The sequence below is a fragment of the Sphingobium sp. genome (genome assembly GCF_032153725.1).
Taxonomy (GTDB): Bacteria; Pseudomonadota; Alphaproteobacteria; order Sphingomonadales; family Sphingomonadaceae; genus Sphingobium.
The window spans coordinates 1-6731 of sequence record NZ_JALDYQ010000125.1 but is presented as its reverse complement, the minus strand read 5'-3'; the positions used below and the strand labels follow the sequence as shown (position 1 = coordinate 6731).

The 6731-nt window shown below is 59.7% G+C and carries 7 protein-coding genes; 2 read left to right on the top strand and 5 right to left on the bottom strand.

The genetic code is table 11. The features are described 5' to 3' along the window. Positions 1–125 precede the first annotated feature (125 nt). Positions 126–491, bottom strand: coding sequence for a helix-turn-helix domain-containing protein (locus tag RUH75_RS22900; protein ID WP_313809517.1), 366 nt, complete (start codon positions 489–491; stop codon positions 126–128). A gap of 92 nt (positions 492–583) precedes the next feature. On the opposite strand from RUH75_RS22900, the gene RUH75_RS22895 reads away from it, so the two are divergent. Beyond that, complete coding sequence (locus RUH75_RS22895; RefSeq protein WP_313809516.1) at positions 584–1339, top strand: NAD(P)-binding domain-containing protein; 756 nt, start codon at positions 584–586, stop codon at positions 1337–1339. A 146-nt stretch (positions 1340–1485) separates the two neighbouring features. Here RUH75_RS22895 and RUH75_RS22890 read toward each other — a convergent pair whose 3' ends face one another. The 4 genes from RUH75_RS22890 to RUH75_RS22875 form a co-directional block, all read right to left on the bottom strand. After that, on the bottom strand, positions 1486–2232 hold the full coding sequence (locus RUH75_RS22890; RefSeq protein ID WP_313809515.1) for an NAD(P)-binding domain-containing protein: 747 nt from the start codon (positions 2230–2232) through the stop codon (positions 1486–1488). 149 nt (positions 2233–2381) lie between these two features. Then, the gene (locus tag RUH75_RS22885) at positions 2382–3374 is read right to left on the bottom strand and encodes a zinc-dependent alcohol dehydrogenase family protein (protein WP_313809514.1); all 993 of its coding nucleotides are present in this window, start codon (positions 3372–3374) and stop codon (positions 2382–2384) included. 91 nt (positions 3375–3465) lie between these two features. Next, positions 3466–4455, bottom strand: coding sequence for a zinc-dependent alcohol dehydrogenase family protein (locus RUH75_RS22880; RefSeq protein ID WP_313809512.1), 990 nt, complete (start codon positions 4453–4455; stop codon positions 3466–3468). A gap of 30 nt (positions 4456–4485) precedes the next feature. Then, positions 4486–5493 carry an LLM class oxidoreductase gene (locus RUH75_RS22875; protein ID WP_313809510.1) on the bottom strand — a complete coding sequence of 336 codons (1008 nt, stop codon included), beginning with the start codon at positions 5491–5493 and terminating at the stop codon, positions 4486–4488. 119 nt (positions 5494–5612) lie between these two features. Between RUH75_RS22875 and RUH75_RS22870 the strand changes: the two genes are divergently transcribed. Next, positions 5613–6563 (top strand): LysR family transcriptional regulator, encoded by a 951-nt coding sequence (locus RUH75_RS22870; RefSeq protein WP_313809509.1) that lies wholly within the window; start codon positions 5613–5615, stop codon positions 6561–6563. The last annotated feature ends 168 nt before the right edge of the window (positions 6564–6731 follow it).

Genomic DNA, 6731 nt, shown 5'->3' with positions numbered 1-6731 from the left:
TTCCGTCGAAATGGTGCCTGTGATACTTGATTCACGTGGCCGCTTCCGGCCAGAAGCGGTCATACACGTCATGGCGACCCAGAGTGTAGGGCTTCCGCTTCGTAAGATGGCTCAGTTGCTGGGAATCAGGTGGTACTAAATGCGTGGCGTCGCTCTGCCCATTCGATGAGCGCCTGCATAGAAGGCCCGAGCGCGTAACCTGCTTCCGTTAGTCGATACTCCACTTTCGGAGGAACCTGAGGGAAAACCGTCCTGTGCACGATTCCATCCGCCTCAAGCTGCTTCAGCTGCTGGATCAGCATCTTCTGGTTTACGCCATCGATCAGTCGTTCCAGCTCTGAAAAGCGGATCGGTTTCTTAGCAGCAAACAGCTGGCAAAGAATGATGATCTTCCACTTGCCCTCGAGAACTCGCAAGGTTTCAGTCGTCGACGCTGCCCACTCGCGTCGACGATCAGGATCCTCGCAGTTCCATTCGCGATTCGCGGCCATAAACGCTCCATAGTGAGTTACTGAGATTTTGGTAGGTACTTCCAATTTTCTCATCAGGATTCTACAGTGGGCATCTCAACACAGGAGTTCACATGAACGTCGGCATCATTGGAACAGGCAACATCGGCGGCACCCTCGCTCGCAAATTGACGGCCGCGGGGCACCACGTGCGCGTAGCGAATTCCAAAGGAAAAGATAACGTCGCGGAATTTGCAAAGCAGATCGGCGCTACGGCCGCGGACGTTCACGATGCAGTGAATCACGTGGAAGTCATCATCCTCGCTATTCCCCTGCCAGCGATGCGGAAGCTCCCAGCCGGCCTATTCGATGGAGTCGCGCCCGAAGTCACCGTCATCGACACGAGCAACTACTATCCGGGCATGCGGGACGAGCGCATTGCGGAAATTGACCAAGGAATGCCCGAAAGCGCATGGGTGTCTCAGCAACTAGGACGCCCAGTGATCAAAGCGTTCAACAATGCGCTGGCATACACGCTGGCTAATCTCGGAAAGTTGAAAGGAGACCAAGGCCGCTTGGCCCTCGCGGTTGCCGGCGACGACGATCAAGCCAAACAGATTGCGATGAATCTAGTTGACGAGGCGGGCTTTGACCCAGTCGACGGAGGATCGCTCATGGAGTCCTGGCGACAGCAGCCATCCACGCCTGCCTATTGTTGTGACTGGGACGCAGACAAAACTCGCGCGGCCCTCGCATCAGCTGTAAAGGGTGAAGCCGAGCAAAAGCGTGACCAGATGCCGGCAGCTTTTGCGAAGCTGGGCCCCAGTCCAACTCACGAAGAAGTCGTCGCGATGAACCGAAGAATCAATGCTCCGGATCTGGCCAACTGAGTAGCTCAGGGAGCCTTGTGGCGGTGGCCGCTTTGGGTCGGAAGCCGGCATCCGTGTGGGGCCGCTCCCGGCTATAAGCGGACATCGAAACCGATGCCTTCGTTGGAGCAGTGAACGTGCGCGTCTGCCCGCCGCTGCTTGAGCAATCAGATGTTGATGACACGAGCCAACCGGACACCCCAATCCTCGTCCGGATTGGTTGTCCCGTCGCCGAGGCGCTCCTGCATCACGGCAACGGCGAGGTCTCGGCGCTTGGGCAGCCTGTGTCGTTCCGCGGCATCCAAGGCCGCGCCCATCTCGGTGTAGGAAAGATCGGTGCAGTAGGCTGGCGCCCCAGGTTGCTGCCGCCAGGAGTCTGCAAGAGAGCCTGCGTCGAAAGCATCCAAACCGGTCTCATCGACCAGCGACATGGCGGCCTCGCGATCGCTCTCCCGGTCCGCAGCCACAGGGATGGCGATCCGGTCGGGTGCTCCTGCCGGCTTATCCTTCTTGGCCAGGGAAGCCGAGCCAATCGCATTCCATGCCTTGGCGATGGGGCGGCCGAGCTGCTCGACAACCCACAGGCTCTCGACCTGTCCGCCCTCAATCGCCTCGATCTTCTTGTCGCGGAAGGGGTAGTAGTTGGAGGTATCGATCACCACTGTCTCGTCTGGAAGACGCGCGACCAACGAAGCGATACCTGGAAGGCGGCTGAGCGGGATGGACAAGATCACCGCATCCACATCGACAAGCGCTTCTTCAGTCGTTACCGCCCGCGCTCCAAACGACGAAATGTCTGGATCAATCGTATCGGGGCCGCGTGAATTCGCAACTTTGACCGCGTGCCCCGCCTGGCTCAAGCGCGTGACCAGTGTCTTACCGATGTTTCCCGTTCCCAAAATGCCAATCTTCATAAATTCCCTCGTCGTGAGTGGTTGATTTAAAGTCAGAATAGGGCTCAACACCGTTGGCTGGCCGCTTGGGCAGCGATTCGGCGCTTTCGTGTTGCTCCCTCACGCAGTTCACGCAGAGTCAACGTCAATGCGTTGGAATCAGTAAGCGCTTAGTCCAGCGTCAGAACGATTTTTCCGAACTGGGTGTTTGATTCGAGGTAGCGATAGGCGTCAACGGCATCTTCGAACTTGAAGGTGCGAGCAATCTGGGCGTTGAAGTGACCAGCACTCATCCCCTCAGTGATGAAGGCCTTGGCGCGCGCCAGCTTGCGGTCGTCGCTAGTGACTTCGATGAACTCGTACCCCCGGATGGTGGTGTGTTTGCCGAGAATGTGCATGACCGGTATCGGCGTCGCGTCATGGCTCAATGCGCCGTAGATGAAGACAATGGCGTCTTTGCAAGTGGCCTTGATGATGTGCTCGAAATCAGGACCCGTGACCGGGTCGAACACGACGCGAGCGCCTTGCCCGTCGGTGATCCTGAGGATCTCGCGCTCGATGTCATCCGCACCGGTCTGCAGGATATAAGTGAAGCCGGCGCTCTTCAGCTCTTCGAGTTTCTCCCCCTTACGGGTGATCGCGATTGGAGTGGCACCCACATGATGGGCAATCTGCATGGCGGCGAGGCCGACGCTGCTCGAGGCCGCGCCTAGCACGACGAAGTCACCGGCACCGAGGTTCGCGATGTCGATCAGTGCCCCCCAGACTGTGGTGAAGGGCATCCAGGTTGCTGCCGCCTTCTCCCAGCTTACCCCGGCCGGGAGCTTCACGACCGCGCGGGCCGGGGCGATCGCCAGATCCGCAAACACAGCGTACTCGTCGAACATGAAGGCCGGGATGACCGCGACCGGATCGCCGATTGCAAACCCGTCAACGTCTGGGCCGACCGCGTCGATCGTGCCAGCGGCCTCATAGCCGAAGCTTGCGGGAAATTTTGGCTCGATCACGTATCGCCCGGTACGGTACATGCTGTCAGCGCGGTTGAGACCGAGCGCGTGAACCCGGATCCGGACTTCACCGCTCTTGGGCTCAGATGTTGGGACTTCGTCAATTCGGAGAACTTCAGGTCCACCGGTTTCGTGAAAGCGAATTGCGCGTGCCATGAGGATACCTTTCTATAGGGCGCCCGGTGCGGACGCCAGTGTTGCAATGAGAGGAAGAAGCCAGATGCGCTTGTTCGCACCTTCGGCTTTGTCACAGGGTGACGACGATCTTTCCGATCTGCTCGTTGGACTCCAGAAAGCGCGTCGCCTCCTGGATGTCCTCGAACGGGAACGTGCGCGACACCAATGGGTCGAGCTTGCCAGTCCGCAGGCCCTCGGTGATGAAGGCTTTGGCGCGTGCGAGCGCGTCGTCGTTGCCCACAATCTCGGTGTACAAATAACCCTTTAGGGTGAGGCTCTTCCCAAGGACAGCGAACTGCGGGAACGGGCCCTGTTCCGAGCTCAACGCGCCGTATTCGATCAAGATGCCTCCCACGGACATGACCTCGGCCAGCTGCGAAATGGCTGGACCGCCGATCGGATCGAAGACGACGCGGGCGCCCTTGCCGCCAGTGATCTCGTCAACTCGCGCGGCCAGGTTCTCTTCGGCCATGACGATCACATGGTGCGCACCGGCTTCGAGCAGCGCTTGAGCCTTGGCGCTCGTGCGGGTCGTGGCGATGACTGTGGCGCCGACGCTGCGTGCGATCTGGAAGGCAGCGATGCCGACACTGCTGGAGGCGGCCGAGACGATGACGAAGTCATCTGCCGTGAGTCTCGCCTGATCGACGAGCGCGCCCCAGGCGGTGACGTACTGCATCCATGAAGCTGCCGCCTGCTCGAAAGAGAGGTTCGCCGGATGCTTTACTACATACCGGGCCGGAATATTGATGACCTCGCCATAGGTGGGCCACCGCGACATGTCAAGCGTCGGGATGACACTGACGGCATCGCCCTGGGTGAAGCCGGTGACGTCGCCACCCGTCGCCAGAACAGTGCCCGCAGCTTCGTAGCCGAGCTGGGACGGGAATTTGGCCTCTTGCAAGTAGGCGCCGCTGCGGAACATCACTTCGGCGCGGTTCAGGCCGATGGCACGGACCGATATCTGCACCTCATCCGCAGCGGGTGCGGGGACGTCAATGTTTTCGATGCGCAGCACGTCTGCAGTGCCGTACTCGTGGAAGCGAACAACGCGGGTCATAAACTTTCCTTTATTTATCGAATGTGCCGATCAGCCGGCAGTGAATAGGGGAAGAACGTATTCGCCGAGCTCATCCATGATTTCGACGGCTGGCCTGCGGGCCATCTTCAGGTTGAGCGCGACGTGGTTGACGCCAAGATCACGCTGTCGGCGCCACAGATCGATCAACGCCTTGCGCCCGATCGAAAGACCCCTGACAGGGCTCAGCGGCGCATCAGGGTCGCGATCGAGGTCGAAGAACGTGCCATAGCCGTAAGGTTTGAACTGCGGACCGGGGACTGCGGCCCGCCAGTTGGCGACAACTCCGCCCAGGCGCGCGAAATCGCTTTGGTGCCAGATCCAGCCATCGGTGTTCTGCGCCAGCCATTCGACGCTCTGGCCTGCCCGGCCGACGGCAATGATCGGGAGACGACCGCCCTGCGGCTTCGGCACCAGGTCCAACGAGCCATCCAGCGTGCCGAAGTGCGTGGAATGGTACTGGGGAAAAGATTCTTCGGTAACGGCACGGATCAGCGCGTAGGCGTCACGAAAGCGATCGGAGCGGGTGTCGAAATCGACACCGAACGCGGGGTATTCGGCAGGACGATCGCCGCTGGACAGACCCAGAATGAAACGGCCATCTGTCAGATGCGAGAGCGTCGTCGCTTGCTTGGCTATTGCGAGCGGATCGCGCAGGGGCAGGACGATGCCAGCAGTGCCGATCGCAATTCGCTTGGTTGCCGCAGCCAGGAAGCCGGCATAGGACATCGGGTCAAAGACCTGCCCCAGATCTCCAAATGAGGGGTCGTAGAATGGGACATCCCGCAGCCAGATGGCGGAGAAGCCGGCGTCATCTGCTGTACGTGCGAGCGCCAAGTGATCACGCATCGTCGGCGCAGGCCGGTCCGGATAACTTTCCAGCGGCGCGATGAAGCCAAACGTCAGTGTGTCCGGCTGGAAGACCTGCGAGAAACCCACCGCAGGCTGGACCGTTTCAGCCCCGAACGATTTCCACTGAACCGCCGCCCTGGCAAGCTCGTTTGCATGTCCTTCAGCCATTTTCACTTTCCCGTTGAGGCAGCGATGCCACCCAATGGAGCAAGAATAGGGTTTGGCGCTGTTAACCGGAAGACGCCCTGTGAGTACTTGATTGTTATCTATATCCGTAATAGTCTCAGATGATGGATTTCCCGCAGCAGCTCCGCATCTTCGTGTCTGTCGTTGACAACGGCAGTTTCGCGCGCGCCGCCGAGGCACTGCGAATGGCGCGGCCGGGCGTCACCAACGCGATCAATGCCCTGGAATCTGGGTTAGGCGCACGGCTGCTTCAGCGGACGACACGCCGGCTCAACCTAACGGCGGAGGGCGAACGTTTCTATGATCGAGCGACCCGTCTGCTGACCGACATCACTGAAGCCCAGAATATGTTCGGCGGCAACTCTCTCGCGCCCACCGGTCGATTGCGCGTTGACATACCGGTAGCGCTCGCACGCCCACTCATCATCAATCGAATTCCGGAGTTCAAGGCGCTCTATCCGGAAGTGGATATCATCCTCGGAGTGAGCGATCAGCCAGTCGACCTTCTTGCAGATGGAGTCGACTGCGTGTTGCGGATAGGAGACCTTGCTCCTTCCAGCATGATCGCGCGCAAGCTTGCCTCGATGACGATGGTGGTTTGCGGATCGCCGGCTTACCTGGCCGTACATGGGATCCCAAATACAGTTGAAGAACTGAAGCAGCATCAAGCGGTGAACTACTTCTCTGGGCGCGGGCATAGGCCCGTCGCTTGGTCCCTGCCTAGTGACATGGACTTGCCTCAGTTCACCCTGCGCAGCGGCATCATGGTCAACGATACCGAGGCATTTGTTGCCTGCGCGCTGAATGGACTCGGCCTGATCCAGGTGCCTGGGATGGTGGTCGCAGATCACCTTGCGAGCGGCGCGCTCGTTGAGGTGGTACCCGCAATGCGCGCTGTCCTCTGGCCCCTCTCGCTCATGTATCCCAACCGGCAGCACCTAGCGCCGCAAGTGCGGGTATTTGTCGATTGGGTAGTCGGTGTCGTTGCGGATTCTGTAGGGGAGTGGCTAAGCCCATCGATCGTCCGGCCGACGCCGAAGGTTGGACGATAACGCGCTGCTTTACGAAAGCCTGCAAATCAGGTGTGCTGAGTTTTTATCGCACAGCTGGGCAGCTTGCAACGGTGCTCCACTGTCCGCTTTCCATTGCTGACGGACGCCCGTTATGGGTCGTTCTCGGCCTTTCGGCGAGGACGGCTCGCCGCCACTTTGAGTCATTCA